The 15,698-nt window shown below is 68.6% G+C and carries 15 protein-coding genes; 10 read left to right on the top strand and 5 right to left on the bottom strand.

Translation table 11 applies throughout. The features are described from left to right. Positions 1-293, top strand: a 293-nt coding sequence (locus ACO057_RS10290) for an autotransporter outer membrane beta-barrel domain-containing protein (protein WP_421991299.1), incomplete at its 5' end; no start/stop codon positions are given. 183 nt (positions 294-476) lie between these two features. On the opposite strand, the gene prpF is transcribed toward ACO057_RS10290, so the two are convergent. Both prpF and acnD read right to left on the bottom strand, forming a co-directional pair. Further along, positions 477-1,658, bottom strand: a complete 1,182-nt coding sequence (gene prpF, locus ACO057_RS10285; RefSeq protein ID WP_421991297.1) for a 2-methylaconitate cis-trans isomerase PrpF — start codon at positions 1,656-1,658, stop codon at positions 477-479. A 104-nt stretch (positions 1,659-1,762) separates the two neighbouring features. Further along, the gene (gene acnD, locus ACO057_RS10280) at positions 1,763-4,378 is read right to left on the bottom strand and encodes a Fe/S-dependent 2-methylisocitrate dehydratase AcnD (protein WP_421991295.1); all 2,616 of its coding nucleotides are present in this window, start codon (positions 4,376-4,378) and stop codon (positions 1,763-1,765) included. Between the two features lie 301 nt (positions 4,379-4,679). On the opposite strand from acnD, the gene ACO057_RS10275 reads away from it, so the two are divergent. The 3 genes from ACO057_RS10275 (at position 4,680) to ACO057_RS10265 (ending at position 7,519) form a co-directional block, all read left to right on the top strand. Beyond that, on the top strand, positions 4,680-5,399 hold the full coding sequence (locus ACO057_RS10275; protein ID WP_421991293.1) for an ABC transporter substrate-binding protein: 720 nt from the start codon (positions 4,680-4,682) through the stop codon (positions 5,397-5,399). 351 nt (positions 5,400-5,750) lie between these two features. After that, the gene (locus ACO057_RS10270; RefSeq protein ID WP_421991291.1) at positions 5,751-6,272 is read left to right on the top strand and encodes a hypothetical protein; all 522 of its coding nucleotides are present in this window, start codon (positions 5,751-5,753) and stop codon (positions 6,270-6,272) included. A 2-nt stretch (positions 6,273-6,274) separates the two neighbouring features. Continuing rightward, positions 6,275-7,519, top strand: coding sequence for an aminotransferase class III-fold pyridoxal phosphate-dependent enzyme (locus tag ACO057_RS10265; RefSeq protein ID WP_421991289.1), 1,245 nt, complete (start codon positions 6,275-6,277; stop codon positions 7,517-7,519). Here ACO057_RS10265 and ACO057_RS10260 read toward each other — a convergent pair. The 3 genes from ACO057_RS10260 to ACO057_RS10250 all read right to left on the bottom strand — a co-directional run bounded on the left by ACO057_RS10260 (position 7,494) and on the right by ACO057_RS10250 (position 10,703). Beyond that, complete coding sequence (locus tag ACO057_RS10260; protein ID WP_421991287.1) at positions 7,494-8,987, bottom strand: M81 family metallopeptidase; 1,494 nt, start codon at positions 8,985-8,987, stop codon at positions 7,494-7,496. The genes ACO057_RS10265 and ACO057_RS10260 overlap by 26 nt on opposite strands. A 93-nt stretch (positions 8,988-9,080) precedes the next feature. Next, on the bottom strand, positions 9,081-9,629 hold the full coding sequence (locus ACO057_RS10255) for a cupin domain-containing protein (RefSeq protein ID WP_421991285.1): 549 nt from the start codon (positions 9,627-9,629) through the stop codon (positions 9,081-9,083). A gap of 108 nt (positions 9,630-9,737) precedes the next feature. Beyond that, positions 9,738-10,703: a Bug family tripartite tricarboxylate transporter substrate binding protein gene (locus ACO057_RS10250; RefSeq protein ID WP_421991283.1), complete on the bottom strand. Its 966-nt coding sequence runs from the start codon at positions 10,701-10,703 to the stop codon at positions 9,738-9,740. Positions 10,704-10,819: 116 nt separating this feature from the next. Between ACO057_RS10250 and ACO057_RS10245 the strand changes: the two genes are divergently transcribed. The 6 genes from ACO057_RS10245 (at position 10,820) to ACO057_RS10220 (ending at position 15,690) form a co-directional block, all read left to right on the top strand. Continuing rightward, complete coding sequence (locus tag ACO057_RS10245) at positions 10,820-11,488, top strand: TetR/AcrR family transcriptional regulator (RefSeq protein WP_421991281.1); 669 nt, start codon at positions 10,820-10,822, stop codon at positions 11,486-11,488. Positions 11,489-11,572: 84 nt separating this feature from the next. Then, on the top strand, positions 11,573-12,640 hold the full coding sequence (locus ACO057_RS10240) for an amidohydrolase family protein (protein WP_421991279.1): 1,068 nt from the start codon (positions 11,573-11,575) through the stop codon (positions 12,638-12,640). Beyond that, a complete protein-coding gene (locus tag ACO057_RS10235; protein ID WP_421991277.1) occupies positions 12,640-13,752 on the top strand; it encodes an amidohydrolase family protein in 1,113 nt (370 codons plus the stop codon). The genes ACO057_RS10240 and ACO057_RS10235 overlap by 1 nt, the downstream gene beginning before the upstream one ends. Next, positions 13,749-14,183, top strand: coding sequence for a Rieske (2Fe-2S) protein (locus tag ACO057_RS10230; RefSeq protein WP_421991275.1), 435 nt, complete (start codon positions 13,749-13,751; stop codon positions 14,181-14,183). The genes ACO057_RS10235 and ACO057_RS10230 overlap by 4 nt, the downstream gene beginning before the upstream one ends. Then, positions 14,183-14,488: a non-heme iron oxygenase ferredoxin subunit gene (locus ACO057_RS10225; RefSeq protein ID WP_421991273.1), complete on the top strand. Its 306-nt coding sequence runs from the start codon at positions 14,183-14,185 to the stop codon at positions 14,486-14,488. The genes ACO057_RS10230 and ACO057_RS10225 overlap by 1 nt, the downstream gene beginning before the upstream one ends. 8 nt (positions 14,489-14,496) lie before the next feature. Then, entirely contained in the window at positions 14,497-15,690 is a 1,194-nt protein-coding gene (locus tag ACO057_RS10220) for an NAD(P)/FAD-dependent oxidoreductase (RefSeq protein ID WP_421991271.1), read from the top strand. Positions 15,691-15,698: the final 8 nt, after the last annotated feature.

The raw sequence follows: 15,698 nt of genomic DNA, 5'->3' as shown, positions 1-15,698 counted from the left end.
TCGGCGCCCGGGTGCAGTTCACGGGCGAGAACCAGGGAATCCTCTGGCAGCCCTATGGGAAGATCAATCTGTGGCAGGGCTCGTCGGGCACCGACCGCGCTACCTTCGCCGGAACCACCAGCGTCGAGACCCGCTTCGGCGACACGGCACTGGAGGTCGGCGCCGGGGTGACCGCGCGAGTCTCGCGCAACGCCAGCCTCTATGCGCATGCGGGCTACCTGTGGTCCATCGATGGTGGGCGCAGCCAGCAGGATGCCCTGCGAGGGGCCGTGGGGCTGCGCCTGAACTGGTAGCGGCGGCTCCGCCCAGCCGCGCTTTCGCCGCCGTTCTTCGCAGGGAGTGCGTGCCGTCGTCCTCCCGACGAAGCCCAATCCCAGTGAGCCGAATGGTCGGCTGCATCCCGCCACTTGGCGATGGTCGTTGGATTCACACCATGGCGGCGAGCGAGGGCCCTTCGGCTCTCTTCGATCAGGTATCTAGACCTCGAACGGAACGTGCACCCACCCCTGCATCAGCACGCGCGCACTGCGGCTCATGATGGCCTTGGTCACCGCCCACTGCCCATCCACCTCATTCGCCTGCGAACCGACGCGCAACGTGCCGGAAGGATGCCCGAAGCGCACCGCCTCGCGCTCGCCGCCGCCGGCTGCCAGGTTCACCAGCGTGCCGGGAACCACGGCCGCCGTGGCGATCGCGACCGAGGCCGTGCCCATCATGGCATGGTGCAGCTTGCCCATGGACATCGCGCGCACCAGCAGGTCGACGTCGCCCGTGCCGATCGCCTTGCCGCTGGACGAGACGTAGTCGCGCGGCGGCGAGACCCAGGCGACCTTCGGCGTGTGCTGGCGCTGTGCCGCCTCCTCGACCGACTTGATCAGGCCCATGCGCAGCGCGCCGTAGGCGCGGATCGTCTCGAGCCGCGCCATCGCCGCCGGATCGCCGTTGATGTCGTCCTGCAGCTCGGTGCCGCGGTAGCCGATGGCATCGGCGTCCAGGAAAATCGTGGGGATGCCGGAATTGATCATCGTCGCCTGGAAGGTGCCGATTCCGGGCACCTCCAGCGTGTCCACCAGGTTGCCGGTGGGGAACATCGAGCCGCCGTCGCCCTCCTCCGCCGGGTTCATGAATTCCAGCTGGACCTCGGCGGCCGGGAAGGTGACGCCGTCCAGCTCGAAATCGCCGGTCTCCTGCACCTCGCCAGCCGTCATGGGCACATGGCCGATGATGGTCTTGCCGATATTGGCCTGCCAGATGCGCACGACGGCGATCCCGTCGCGCGGCACGCGGGAGGGATCGACCAGCCCGTTGCGGATCGCGAAGGGACCGACCGCGGCGGAGAGATTGCCGCAATTGCCGCTCCAATCCACGAAGGGCCGGTCGATCGAGACCTGGCCGAACAGGTAGTCCACGTCATGGTCCGGCCGCGTGCTGCGGCTCAGGATCACGGCCTTGCTGGTGCTGGAAGTGGCGGCGCCCATGCCGTCGGTCTGCTTGCCATAGGGGTCGGGACTGCCGATCACGCGCAGGAGCAGCCGGTCACGCGCCGGGCCGGGCACCCGCGCGACCTCCGGCAGGTCATCCCGCACGAAGAAGACGCCCTTGCTCGTACCGCCGCGCATGTAGGTGGCGGGGATCCTGATCTGGGGGGCGTGGGCCATGGCCGTTTCCTGCGCGATACGTTTCACGCAGGATACCGCGTGCCGGCATTTGTGGAAGCGCCGGCGCGCGGCCCCTTATGGAAGGCGCCGGCGCGCCGGGCGGGTCAGCCCGCCTGCCGACCATCCTTCGGCGGCGCTTCGGCCTCGAGGAAGTCCTGCGCGAAGCGCTGCAGCACGCCGCCCGCCTCGTAGATCGAGACCTCCTCGGCGGTGTCCAGCCGGCAGGTCACGCGCGCTTCCGCCGTACCGCCATCGCGACGATGGATCACCAGCGTCAGCTCCGCGCGCGGCGTGCGCGCGCCGATCACGTCATAGGTCTCGGTGCCGTCGAGGCCGAGCGTCAGGCGGTTGGTGCCCGGCTGGAACTCGAGCGGCAGCACGCCCATGCCGATCAGGTTCGTGCGATGGATGCGCTCGAAGCCCTCGGCGACGATGGCCTCGACGCCCGCCAGCCGGACGCCCTTGGCGGCCCAGTCGCGCGAGGACCCCTGTCCGTAATCGGCACCCGCCACGATGATGAGCGGCTGCTTGCGCGCCATGTAGGCCTCGATGGCTTCCCACATGCGCACGACCTGGCCTTCGGGCTCGAGACGCGCCAGCGAACCCTGCTTCACGCTGCCGTCCGGCTTTCGCACCATCTCGTTGAACAGCTGCGGATTGGCGAAGGTGGCCCGCTGCGCGGTCAGGTGGTCGCCACGATGAGTCGCGTAGGAATTGAAATCCTCCTCCGGCAGGCCCATCGCCGCGAGATACTCGCCCGCGGCGCTGTCCAGCATGATGGCGTTGGAGGGCGACAGGTGGTCGGTGGTGATGTTGTCGCCGAGCACCGCGAGCGGGCGCATGCCACGCAGCGTGCGCTCGCCGGCCAGCGCGCCTTCCCAATAGGGCGGACGGCGGATGTAGGTGCTGGGCGCGCGCCAGTCGTAGAGCGGGCTGACCTTCTTTCGCGCGCCCTGGTTGCCGAACATCGGCGCATAGACCTTGCGGAACTGTTCGGGCTTCACCGCGGAGGCGACCACCGCGTCGATCTCCTCGTCGCTCGGCCAGATATCCTTGAGGCGGATCTCCTTGCCATCGGCATCGACGCCCAGCACGTCGCGTTCGATGTCGAAGCGGATGGTGCCGGCGATGGCATAGGCCACCACCAGCGGCGGCGAGGCGAGGAAGGCCTGCTTCGCGTAGGGGTGGATGCGGCCGTCGAAATTGCGGTTTCCGGAGAGGACCGCGGTCGCATAGAGATCGCGGTCGATGATCTCCTGCTGGATCACCGGATCGAGCGCCCCGGACATGCCGTTGCAGGTGGTGCAGGCGAAGGCGACCAGGCCGAAGCCGAGCGCCTCCAGCTCCGTCGTGAGGCCGGCCTCGTCCAGGTACAGCGCCACCGTCTTGGACCCGGGCGCGAGCGAGGACTTCACCCAGGGCTTGCGCGCCAGCCCGGCGCGGTTCGCATTGCGCGCCAGCAGGCCGGCGGCGATGACGTTGCGCGGGTTGGAGGTATTCGTGCAGCTGGTGATGGCGGCGATGATGACGGCGCCGTCGGGCATCAGGCTGCCCTCCTGCGTCCAGGGCGCGCTGATGCCGCGTTCGGCCAGGTCCGCGACCGGCAGCCGGCGGTGCGGGTTGGACGGCCCGGCCAGGGTCCGCACCACGGTGGACAGGTCGAAGCGCTGCACGCGCTCGTATTGCACCTTGGCGAGGCTGTCCGACCACAGGCCAGCGAGCTTCGCGTAGCTCTCCACCAGCCTGATCTGCGAATCCTCGCGTCCGGTCAGGCGCAGATAGTCGATGGTCTGCTGGTCGATCGAGAACATGGCGGCGGTGGCGCCGTATTCCGGCGCCATGTTGGAGATGGTGGCACGGTCCCCCAGCGTCAGGCTCGACGAGCCCTCGCCGTGGAATTCGAGCCAGGCGCCGACGACCTTCTCCTTGCGCAGGAACTCGGTCAGCGTCAGCACGATGTCGGTCGCGGTGATGCCGGGCCCGGCCCTGCCGGTGAGCTCCACGCCGATGATGTCGGGCAGGCGCATCCAGGAGGCGCGGCCGAGCATGACGTTCTCGGCCTCAAGCCCGCCGACGCCGATGGCGATGACCCCCAGCGCATCGACATGCGGCGTGTGGCTGTCCGTCCCCACCAGCGTGTCGGGGAACGCCACCCCGTCCAGCGTGTAGATGACCGGCGACATCCGCTCCAGGTTGATCTGGTGCATGATGCCGTTGCCCGGCGGGACGATCTCCATGTTCTTGAAGGCGTGGCGCGTCCATTCGATGAAATGGAAGCGGTCCTCGTTGCGGCGGTCCTCGATGGCGCGGTTCTTCGCGAAGGCATCCTTCTCGAAGCCCGCATGCTCGACGGCGAGGGAGTGATCGACGATGAGCTGCACCGGCACGACCGGGTTCACCTTCGACGGATCGCCGCCCTTCTCCGCGATGGCGTCGCGCAGGCCGGCGAGGTCCACCAGCGCCGTCTGTCCCAGAATGTCGTGGCAGACGACGCGGGCGGGGTACCAGGGGAAATCCAGGTCCCGCCGGCGCTCGATCAATTGCGTCAGGGCCTGGGTCAGCAGCGCCGGGTCGCAGCGGCGGACCAGGTTCTCGGCCAGCACGCGCGAGGTATAGGGCAGGCCTTCATAGGCGCCGGGCGCGATCGCTTCGACGGCCGCGCGGGCATCGTAGAAGTCCAGATCCGTGCCAGGCAGGCGCTTCCGGTATCGCGTGTTCATAACTTGCTCCGTGCCGGGTTCAGACCAGCGGTCGTCGTTCGATGTCGATACAGCAAAAATCGCCGCGCCGCTGCGCGATGCGACCCGGACGCCATTGTGCTCGACCCGCACCGGTGCCGCCAAGTGTCGCGGGCCGGATAGTGGATATGTGCGCGCATGGCATGCCCCTTTCCTAGGGTGTTTTTCCTAGGGCAGTCTGGTCGCTACGCGCAGACACTATCCTCAACACGGTGGGCCGTTCCCTGCCAAGGCCTCCGATTGCGCGTATCCTGCGGCGGCGCAGAACTGCCAGAGGTGTCCCATGACCATCACCCGCCGCGACATAATGAAGCTGGCGCCCGCCACGGCGCTCCCCTTGCCCGCCCTCGGCCAGGATATGCGCGCGCGTACCCTGCGCTTCGTCCCCTCGACCGACCTCGTCTCGCTCGATCCCGTGCTCTCGACGGCGCTGGTAGCCGTGCAGCACGGCTACCACGTCTTCGACACGCTCTACGGCGTGGACGGGCAGAACCGCCCGCAGCCGCAGATGGCCGAGGGACACCAGGTCTCCGACGATGGCCGGGTCTGGACCATCCGCCTCCGCGACGGGCTGCGCTGGCATGACGGCGAGCCGGTCCGCGCCCGCGACTGCGCCGCCAGCCTCGACCGCTGGAGCAAGCGCGACACCTATGGCCGCATCCTCGGCGCCGCCGTCGAGGCCTATGAGACGCCCGACGACCGCACGCTGCGCATCCGCCTCAAGCGCCCCTTCCCCCGGCTGCTGGACGCCATCGGCAAGCCGCATTCCTCGCCGGCCTTCATGATGCCCGAGCGTCTCGCCTCGACCTCGCCCAACACGCCGATCACCGAGATGATCGGCTCCGGCCCCTACCGCTTCCTGCGCAACGAGCTGAACTCGGGCAGCCTCGTCGCCTATGAGCGCTTCGCCGGCTACGTGCCGCGCAGCGAGGCACCGGAATGGACCTCCGGCGGCAAGGTCGCGCATTTCGAGCGTGTGGAAATGGCGCATCATCGCCGATAAATCGACGGCCGTCGCCGCGCTGCAGCAAGGCGAGATCGACTGGATCGAGAACATCCCCGCCGACCTCGAGCCACTGGCCGCGCGCAACCGCCGCATCCGGATCCAGGACGCCGATCCGCTTGGGACCGTGCTGGTCCTGCGGTTCAACCACAGCCGTCGCGCCCTTCAACAATCCGGCCCTACGGCGTTACGTGATGCAGGTGGCGCAGCAGACCGACTTCCTCGCGACGGTGACGGGCGGAGACGCCCGCGCCCAGCGCGTGTGCAAGGCCATGTTCCCCTGCCCCATCCCCGGCATCGCCGAGCTCGGGCGCGACGAATTCGGCAAGCTGATCGGCAAATGCCGCCGGCATGCGCGAGGCCCTGCGCGCCACCGGCTATGCCGGCGAGAAGGTGGTCATCCTCAACCCCGCCGACAGCCCCGCGCTGGCCCCGCTTGGCCCCGTCACGGCCGACCTGCTCAAGCGCGCCGGCCTCAACGTGGACCTGCAGGACATGGATTGGGGCACGCTGCTGCAGCGGCGGCTGTCCAAGTCGGCCTCGGACCAGGGCGGCTGGAGCATCTATCACAGCACCTGGCCCAGCATCGCCATCGCCAACCCCGTGCTGAACACCACGATCCGCGGCGAGGGCGCCTCTGGCTGGCCCGGCTGGTACGAGAGCGCGGAGATGGAGCGGCTCACGGGCGAGTGGCTCGATACCACCGCCGATGCCGATCGCGACCGGCTGCAGACCAGCATCCACGAGCTCGCGCTGCGCGACGTGCCGACCCTGCCGCTCGGCGTCTACTTCCCGCACACGGCCTATCGCAGCGACCTCACGGGCGTGCTCGGCGGTTCGGTGCGCTACCCCTGGAACGTGCGGCGGGCCTGAGCATGGCGCATCTGGTCGGCGGCGTGTCGAGCGCCGCCCGGGTCCTGCCCCCGCTGGATGGGGAGGAACTGGTCGTCGTCCGTTCGGAAGGACCCTGGATCTGGGATCGCGCGGGACGACGCCACGTCGACACGGCGCTCGGCTTCGGCGGCACGGTGCTGGGCCATGCCCCGCCCGAGGTCGTGGAGGCCGCGAGCGCCGCTTTGCGCGCCGGCCCCCTGCCGGCCTTCATCCATGCCGGCGAGGAGACGGCGGCCGCGGCCATCGCCACGCATTGCGGCCCGCTCTCGCAGGTGCTCTTCGTCAGCACCGGCAGCGAGGCGGTGCACCTGGCCTGCCGCGCCGCGCGCATCGCCACGGGAAAGAGCCGCATCGCCAAGATGGCGGCGGGCTTCGACGGCTGGCTGGACGACGTGGCCTTCGGTGCGGCCGGCGCGGCGGAGGCCGCCTTCCCCGGCAATGCCCGTCCGGAGACGGACCGCGTCTCGCTGCTCCGCTTCAACGACGTGACGGATGCCGAGCGGCTCTTCGCCGAGCAGGGCGACATCGCCGCCATCCTGGTCGAGCCCATGCTGGCCAATGCTGGATGCCTGGTGCCGGATGCCGGCTATCTGGAGGCCCTCCAGCGCCTGGCGCGGCAACATGGCGCGCTGCTGATCATGGACGAGGTGCTGATGGGCTTCCGGCTTCAGGCCGGACCCAGTTCGCAGCTCTGGGGCCTCGATCCGGATCTGGTGATGCTCGGCAAGGCCATCGGCAGCGGCATCGCGGTCGCCGCCGTGGCCGGAAGGCCCGAGATCATGCGCGCCTTCGCCGACGGGCGCGGCACACGCGCCGGAACCTATAGCGGCAATCCCGTGGCCTGCGCCGCCGTCACCTCGACGATGGCCCTGCTCGACAGGGCCGACTATCCGACGCTGCTGGCGCGCGGCGATGCGCTCCGGGAGAACATCGTCGCGAGCTTCGCGGGTGCGGGCATCGAGGTCAGCACCAGCGGCTATGGCGATGTCTTCTCACTCTGGCCCTCGGCAACCCCGCCGCGCGACTATGCGGAGGCCCAGCGGATGCTGCGCCCCGACTGGTCCCAGGCCCTGCACCTGGCCCTGCGGCGCGAGGGCGTGCTGGTCATGCCCTCGGGCTACGGCCGCCTCTACCTCTCCTTCGCGCACGACGCAGAGGCGATGGAGATGCTGGAGCGCGGCTTCGCCCGCGCTGCGATCGCTATGCGGGACGCCGCAGCAGCCTAACTTCGGGCGTGATCTCCGGCTCGTCCAGCGGGTAGAAGGGCCGCGCCACGGTGAAGGGCAGCTCGGACACGCGGTAGGAGGACATGCCCGGCGTGTCGATGGTGATGCACTCGCCGATCGCCGCGTAGTTCAGCGTGAAGTGATAGCCCGAGCGGGTAACGACGATCTTCTGCTCGGCAGGCTCAACGCCCATGGCCCGGAAGTAGTTCGGGTCGATGTAGGAATAGGGATAGGCGGTCAGCACGATCCTGATCGCGCCCACGCGCAGCACGGCATAGGGGCCGACGCTCGCGTGCTGCCCCTTCTCGGCCGGTCCCTCATAGGTGAGCGAGGCGCCCTCGCCCGCCGAGATCACCTCGCCGGTCAGCGTCAGCGGCGGCGCGACGGTGGAGTACCGGCCGCCGAGCGTCACGGTGACCGTGGCGCCGACGCCGGCCGCGCGGCAAGCGGACACGGCCGCCGCATCGGTGACCGGGACGATGGCCGGCAGTTCCGCCCCGGCCTTCAGCAGCGCGTGCAGGATATAGGTGCTGTCGCCCGGTGCGCCGGCCGCCACGCGGTCGCCCTGGTCGCCCAGGATGAGCGGGCGCGGCGTGCCGGCGATGGCACGGGCCAGGCAGGATTCGAGGCTGGGATAGACGCCGATCAGGCTTGCCCGCGCGGCCCAGAGATCCGTCGCCAGCCCCGCCACAAGGGCCTCGGCCGCCTCGGAGCGGGCATTGCCATAGGCCATCACCACCTGCCCCAGCCCGGCGACGTCCAGGAACTGCTGCGCGTTGAAGATCGAGGCGTCCCACACCGCGCCGGATTCCGCGGCTGCCCGCGCGCGGGCCTGCAGGCCCTGGAGCGGCTCCTGGTCCGTGCGGTCGTTGCCCAAGGTGAGCATGGGCAGGTGCGCCCAGGCCAGCACCGGCTCCAGGCGTCCGTCCAGCATGGCCAGGGCCGCCGCGCCGGCACGGCGGCCGGTCGCGCCCTGGTCCGCATGCGGGTTGGTCAGGTAGCCCGCCAGCAGGTCGCACTCCGCTAGGGTCATGGGCGTGACATGGGCGTGCAGGTCGAAGGCGGCGGTGATCGGCACGGCCGCGCCGACGATCGCGCGCAGGTCGCGGATCAGGAGGCCCTCGGGGTCGTGCAGGCTGGGGGTGAGCATGCCGCCATGGAGCGGCAGGGCGATGGCATCGAAATCCCCGCGCTTCGCGGCGCCGAGCATCGCCTCGCGCACCTCGGCGAAGACGGCCTCCTCGACCGGCCCGCCCGACTGGGCGCGGAACATCACGGGCACGATGACCTCGGCACCCGCTTCCTCGGCCGTGTCGATGATGCCGCCAAGGGTCGAGTTGGTGGCCCGCGCGCGGGCCACCGCATCGGTGCCTGTGGTGATGGTGAAGCTGTCCCTGCCCGTCAGGACAGGGTTGAAGCTGTGGGATTCCTGGGCGATGCCGCCGGCCAGGATGCGTCGCTTTGCCATGGATCGTCTCGCCCGGGTTCTTGAGGGCAGCAGAGAGCGGGGTGCGTCGGAGCGCAATGCGCCGACGGTGGGACGGCCAGGATAGTCGCCGGATCAGTAGGTCGGAGGCGTGACGGCGCTGATGATGGTGCTGACGCCGTCGCTGACGTTGCGGAAGCGGTGCGGCTCGCGGCTGTCGAAATAGTAGCCGTCGCCGGCGCGCAGAATGCGGGTCTCGCTGCCCACCGTCACCTCGACGGCGCCCTGGGTCACGATGCCGGCCTCCTCGGCATTATGCGCGATCAGGCCGTCGGTCGCCGCGCCCGGGGCATAGCGCTCGGAGAGCAGCAGCATCCGCCGGTTGGGATGGTCCATGCCAACCAGGCGGTAGGAGACGCGATCCGCCCGGCCGATCTCGGTCAAGGTCTCGGCCGGATAGAAGGGCTGTCGCGGCAGGGCCGAATCCAGGTCGCCGAAGAAGGTGGAGAGCGTGGAGCCGAGGGAGGCGAGGATGGCGCCCAGGGTATCGACGGAGGGGCTCATCCGGTCGCGTTCGATCAGGGAGATGGCCGAGTGCGAGATTCCGGATCGCAGGGCCAGCTCCCGCATGCCGAGGCCACGGCGCAGGCGCAACTCGCGAAGCTTCGATCCAAGGGCAGCCATCGGGTGCCATCCTCGCAGAAGCGACGCCTGGTGAGAATACTGCACAGATCGCACGAGCTCACGGTGGACAGGGCGACGGGGTGCGACCCGCTCCGCTGCGGCGACGACCTATTGCAGCCGGATGCCGCGGGCCTGCACCAGCTCGCCGAGCTTCGACGTTTCCTGGCCCAGCATCGTCGAGAATTCAGCCGGACTGAGCACAAAGGGTTGCATGTCCGGGGTGAGCCGCGCGCGCAGGCCTTCGCTTTGCAGGGCGGCGCCGAGACTGCGATGGAGGCGTTCGACGGCGGGGGCCGGCGTGCCGGCCGGCATCACAAGTCCGTGAAAGTAGCTGTAGTCGATCGGGAAGCCGGACTCGGCGAAGGTTGGCAGGTCAGGCAGGGCCGGAATGCGCTGCGGCGTGGAAATACCGATGATCCTGGCCGTGCCGGCGCGATGCTGCTCCAGGACGTTCATGGTGGAAATGCAGACGGCGGGCAGATTGCCCGAGATCATGTCGGTGACGGCCAGCGTCTCGCCGCGATAGCCGACATTCTCCAACTCGATGCCGGAGACGCCGCGCAGCATCTCCATCAGGATCTGCCCGGTGCTGGCATTGCCCAGCGTGCCGTAGCTGAGTGTCCCCTGACGCTTCACGTAATCGACGAACTCGCGGACGTTGCGGACCGGCACGTCCTTGCCGACCGCCAGCACCATGGGGGCCTTGAAGGTGGGGGTGAGCGGAAGGAAATCCGTCATCTTGTAGGAGAGGCTCGATATGAGCAGCGGGTTCAGCGTCATCGCCGCATAGAGCATGTAGCCGATTGTGTAGCCGTCAGGCGCGGAACGGGCGATCGCCTCGCTGGCCAGGATGCCGTTCGCGCCGGGCCGGTTCTCCACGATGACCGGCTGGCCGAGATCGGGACGCAGGGCCTCTGCCAGGAAGCGTGAGATCGTATCGGAGATGCCGCCGGCGGCCACCGGCACGATGATCCGCAGAGGCCGGTCGGGGAATCTCGATTGGGCGTAGGCAGGAGCCGCGAGGCTCGCCAGGCCGACGGCCAGACTCGTGCGGCGTGATAGGTTAACGGGCATTTGGGGTTTCCTCCGGACAATTTCTCGGCGGGCTTTCGCGCATCGTCCGGATGAAGCCCGTCACTTACTTATGCGTCAAGAGCTAGTGCCCTGCGCGACAGGCCAAGGATTGCGGAATGAACGATCAGATTGAAGCGCCCGGAAAGGTGCCCATGCGGGACGAGATCAAGCGAGTGGCCACCAGGCTATTGATGCTGCGGGGCTATCGCGGGGTGAGCTATGGCGACATCGCCCAGGAGCTCGAGATCACCACCACCAACATCCATTACCATTTCGGGCCTAAGGCGCGGCTCGTGGCGACGGTGATGCATGACTATGTCGAACAGGTCGGCGGCCGCTACCGCGGCATCTGGACGGCCGCCGGCGCCGGCCTCGCCAGGAAGGTCGAGGCCACGGTGACCTTCAACCGCGAGGCCTTTACCCGCCTGAACCCCAAGGGCGACGAGGGAAACTCATGGAGCCTCATCACCCGGCTTTCGGCCGAAGGCGAGGCGCTGGATGACCTGATGCGTGAGCGCATCCTGGCCTTTCGTCGTGACATTCAGGCAAGCGCGATCGTCGGACTGGAACAGGCCGTGGCGGAAGGCGAGCTGCGGCCCCAGGCCCCCTGCCAGCAGCTCGGTCGACTGATGGCGAGCTGCTTCCTCTATGCGGTGCATATCTCGCGCGACAGCGGCGGGTTCCGGGGATTGTCCCAGCATTACGCCGCGCAGCTCGATCTGATCGAGCGAAGCTGGGGCATGAATATGGTGACGGCCGGATCGAGCTCGGCACTGCCAAATTGACTTATTGACACGTAAGTTTCGGCTCGCTTACCCTCGTCGAGAATTGGAGCGGACCAATCCGCGCCTTTCGAGGGAGGTTCTCGGATGGGGCACATCGCCGCCACCGGTCTGATCGACTGCGACATTCACCCCGCCGTGCCCGGCATGAAGGCGCTGCTCCCCTTTTTCGACGCGCATTGGCAGGAGGTGATCGACGCACGCGGCGTGGACGGTCTGGACCTTGCCTACTACCCGCCCAACGCGCCGATCAGCGCGCGGCCCGATTGGCGCGTCCCCGGCCGCAAGCCCGGCTCCACGCTCGCGGACATGCAGTCCCAGGCGCTTGACGCCTTCGGCATCAGCCGCGGCATCCTCAACTGCCTCTATGGCGGGCCGGCCATGTACAGCGCCGATCTCAGTGCCGCGATCTGCCGCGCCACCAATGCCTGGGTGGCGGCCGAATGGCTCGATAAGGACGACCGGCTGCGGGCTTCCATCGTCATCCCGGTTCAGAATGCCGAGCTGGCGGTGGACGAGATCGAGCGCTGGGCGCCCGACCGCCGCTTCGTGCAGATTCTGCTCCTGGGCGCCCATGAATCCCTGCTCGGCCATCGCGAGCACTGGCCCATCTACAGGGCCGCCGAGAAGCATGGGCTGCCCATCGCCATCCACGCCGGCAGCGCCATGCGCCACGCGCCGACGGCGAATGGCTGGCCCTCCACGCTCTTCGAGGAGCACTGCAGCTTCGCGCTGACCTTCCAAAGCCAGCTGCTCAGCCTGATCGCGGAAGGGGTCTTCACCAAGTTCCCTGCCCTGCGTGTCGTTCTGCTGGAATCCGGCATCGCCTGGCTGCCGAGCTTCCTCTGGCGCGGCACTAAGATGTGGCGCGGCATGCGCAAGGAAATCCCTTGGGTCGACGCCTCGCCGGCCGCGATCGTGCGCGAGCGCGTGCGCTTCTCGCTGCAGACATGGGATCTGCCCACGGATCCCACGCAGCTCGACCAGCTCATCGAGCAAATCGACGCGGACGATATCTTCCTCTTCTCGACGGATTATCCGCATTGGCGCTTTGAGGGCGGCGACCCCACGCGCGGCCTGCCGCCGACCCTGCTGGCCAAGGCCCTGCGCGAAACACCTCTGGCCACCTATTCCCGTCTGAAGGAGACCGTGTGATGAGCAGCTCCGTCCTACAGGCCCCCGCGAAACCGAAGGATGCGGCCATCAGGCTGGTGGATTGCGACATCCATCCCACGGTGCGTTCCATGAAGGACCTGCACCCCTACATGTCCTCCCGCTGGCGCGAGCATCTGGACAGCTTCGGCCAGCGCTTTCGCCAGGCTTTCGTCGCCTCGACCGCCTTCCCCAAGGCAACGCCGGCCCTCGCCCGCCGCGATGCCTGGCCCGAGGATGGCAGCCCGCCCGGCTCCGACCTCGCCATGATGCAGCGTCAGCACCTCGACGCGAACGGCATCGACCGCGGCATGCTCTTCCCGCTCTTTCCGCGCGCGCTGGACGAGCGGAACATCGAGTGCGCCCATGCCGTCTGCCGCGCCATCAACGACTGGCAGGTGGCCGAGTGGATCGAGCCCGAGCCGCGCCTCAAGGGCACCATCACCGTCATGGCCGAGGATGCCGAAGGCGCGGTGGCCGAGATCGAGCGCTGCGCCAAGCTGAAGGGCTTCGCCCAGGTCGCGCTGGTGACGCGCCCGATCGAGCCGCTGGGCCGCAAGCGCTACTGGCCGATCTATGAGGCGGCCGCGCATCACGGCTTCCCGCTCGGCCTGCACAACTCCGGCAATAACGGCCATTCGGTCACGGCCGGGGGCTCGCCCTCCTTCTATTTCGAGGAGCACCAGGCCGTCTCCATGAGCCTGCATGCCATGGCGACCAGCTTCATCATCGAGGGCGTCTTGGAGCGCCTGCCGGAACTGAAGATCGTCGTGGTCGAGGGCGGCTTCGCCTGGGCCGCGCCGCTGGGCTGGCGGATGGACGGGCTGTTCGATCGCTTCCGCGGCGAGGTTCCCTATCTGAAGATGAAGCCCTCCGAATATCTGCGCCGCAACTTCTGGTGGACGACGCAGCCCATGGAGGAGCCGGAGAAGCCGGAGCAACTGCGCCAGATGCTCGACTGGATGGGCTGGGACAAGATCGTCTTCGCCTCCGACTACCCGCATTGGGATTCCGACGACCCTCGCCACGCCTTCAAGATCCGGCTGAGCGAGGCGGAGAAGCGCGGCATCTTCGTTGGCAATGCCGAGACGATCTATGGAGAGCGGCTGGCATGAGCGCGACGGCGACCCCGACGCGGCATGTCGTCGCGAAGGTGGGGGATATCCCTCAGAACGGCAGCAAGCTCGTGAAGGTGAAGGGACGGCCGATCGCGCTCTTCCATGTGGACGGCGAGTATTTCGCCATCAGCAACACCTGCCCGCATGAGGGCGGCAGCCTGTGCCACGGCAAGCTGGTGGGCCTGATCCGCTCCAAGGAGCCGGGCGTCTATGAGCGCACGCGGCCCTTCGAGATGCTGCAATGCCCCTGGCACGGCTGGGAATTCGATATCCGCACGGGCCAGTCCTATTGCGACCCGGAGAGCATCAAGGCGCGCTCCTACGCCGTGACGGTGAAGGACGGTGCGGAACTGGCCGAGGGCCCCTTCGTGGCGGAGACCTTCCCGGTCTCGGTCGAGGACCAGTACGTGCTCATCGAGATGAAGTGATGACCTGGCACGACGTGGCGCCCGCGGACGCCTTCGACGAGGACGTGCCGAAGGTGGTTCAGGTGGGGGAGGAGCGCGTCGCGGTCTTCCGCCTCGAGGACGGCTTCTACGCCATCAGCGACGTTTGCACGCATGAATACGCGCTTCTCTCCGAGGGCTTTTGCGAAGAGGGCAAGATCGAATGCCCCCTCCATCAGGCTTGCTTTGATATCCGATCCGGCAAGGCGCTGGACGAGCCGGCGGAGATTGACCTGGCCACCTTTCCCACGCGCGTCGAGGGCGGCGTGGTGCAGTTCCAGCTCTGATGCGGACCGTGATCGTCGGAGCCGGCCAGGCCGGCCGCCGTACCGCCGAGCTGTTGCGCGGGATGGATGCGGAGCGTGAGATCCTGCTGATCGGCGAGGAATGCGAGCCGCCCTACGACCGGCCGCCGCTCTCCAAGGAAATCCTGCTTGGCGAGAAGCGTCCGCGCGGGTTGATGCAGCGCGACGTGGACGCCTACGAAGCGCAGCGCATCGCGCTATCGCTCTCAACCCGCGTCACGGGCATCGATCTGGCATCGGGCCGGCTGGAGACGGTGACGGGCGAGCGCATCGCCTATGATTCTCTCGTGATAGCAACCGGGGCGCGAGCGCGCGGCCTGCCGCTCCCGGGCGCCGAAGACCCGCGCGTGCTGACGCTCCGCAGCATGGCAGACGCCAGGGCGCTGCACGCGCGGCTGCGGCCCGGCCTGCGCCTCGCCGTGGCGGGCGCCGGTCTCATCGGCCTCGAAGTCGCCGCCGCGGCGATCCAGCTGGGCTGCGCCGTGACCGTGCTGGAGATGGGTCGGCGCGCGATGGCGCGGTGCGTGCCGGAGGCGATCAGCGCGCGCGTCGAGACGTGGCATCGCTCGGCGGGCGTCGTCCTCGAATTCGGCTGCGCGCTCACGGCCATAAGGCCGGAGCATGACGGGCTGCGTCTCACGACGGGCAAGGGAGAGATCGTGGCCGATCTCCTCCTCGTCGCCATCGGCGCCGTCCCCAATGCGGAGCTTGCGTGCGAGGCCGGCATCTCGGCAGCGGACGGCATCCTGGCCGATGCCTGTGGCCGCACCTCGGCCCCGCAGGTCTTCGCGGCCGGGGAGGTCGCGCGCATCTGGCAGGAGGCGGCCGGACGGCATGTCCGCTTCGAGACCTGGCAGGTCGCGCAGCACCAGCCCGTCGCGGTCGCGAACGCCCTCTGCGGCGTGGAAAAACCTTATGCCGAACTGCCCTGGCATTGGACCGATCAGTATGGACGCAACGTCCAGATCCTCGGTGCGCAGGGCGAGGGCCTCGACTGGATCGAACGGGTGGAGGGCGATCGTCTCGCCTGCCTGGGCCTCGATGCCGGGGGCCGCGTCCAGGGCGCCGTACTGATCGACAATGGCCGGGAGGCGACGCCGCTGCGGCGGATCATCGCCGGCGGGAAACCGCTCGGCCGACAGACGCTGCTCGATCCATCGGTGGCGCTTCGGCAGCTCGTCTGAGCCGAAGA

The sequence above is a fragment of the Roseococcus sp. genome, from assembly GCF_965227005.1.
GTDB lineage: Bacteria > Pseudomonadota > Alphaproteobacteria > Acetobacterales > Acetobacteraceae > Roseococcus.
The sequence above is the reverse complement of the archived record's forward strand: the minus strand, read 5'-3'. Positions and strand labels throughout refer to the sequence as shown.